This window comes from Streptomyces sp. WM6378, assembly GCF_001279695.1.
Taxonomy (GTDB): domain Bacteria; phylum Actinomycetota; class Actinomycetes; order Streptomycetales; family Streptomycetaceae; genus Streptomyces.
In genome coordinates, this window is the sequence record NZ_LGDD01000214.1 from 1 (window position 1) to 333 (window position 333).

At 71.5% G+C, this 333-nt stretch carries 2 protein-coding genes; both read right to left on the reverse strand.

What is annotated here, in order from left to right; all coding sequences use genetic code 11:
* Positions 1-181: hypothetical protein (locus ADK54_RS17745; protein ID WP_159047814.1), on the reverse strand; the 181-nt coding region annotated here is incomplete at its 3' end.
* On the reverse strand, positions 178-333 hold a 156-nt coding region (locus tag ADK54_RS48810), incomplete at its 5' end, for a putative 2OG-Fe(II) oxygenase (protein ID WP_199826986.1). The genes ADK54_RS17745 and ADK54_RS48810, both read right to left, overlap by 4 nt.

Sequence of the window (333 nt, forward strand, 5' to 3'; positions counted from 1 at the left end):
TGTCCGTGTCGAGGACTTCGGCGGGGTCGATCTCGCGGCGGCCGTGCGGGGTCTGCCGCATCTGGGTGCGCAGGAGGTCGTGGTCGGCGGCCGGATGCAGAGTGCCGAGCCAGACAGGCGTGGTCCACCGGTCTTCCATCGTGCGGTTGGGCGGGATGGGGAGCGTGTCGAGAGCGGTCACGGGGCCTCCATGGTGACGTTGAAAGCGACGCAAACCCGGCCGGTCTCGCAGTTGTGGGGGGCGACGCCGTGCCGGAGCCAGGAGGGGAAGGCGATGAAGAGGCCGGGGTGGGGGGTGACCTCGTAGACGTCGCCGGGGCCGGGGGGTTCGCG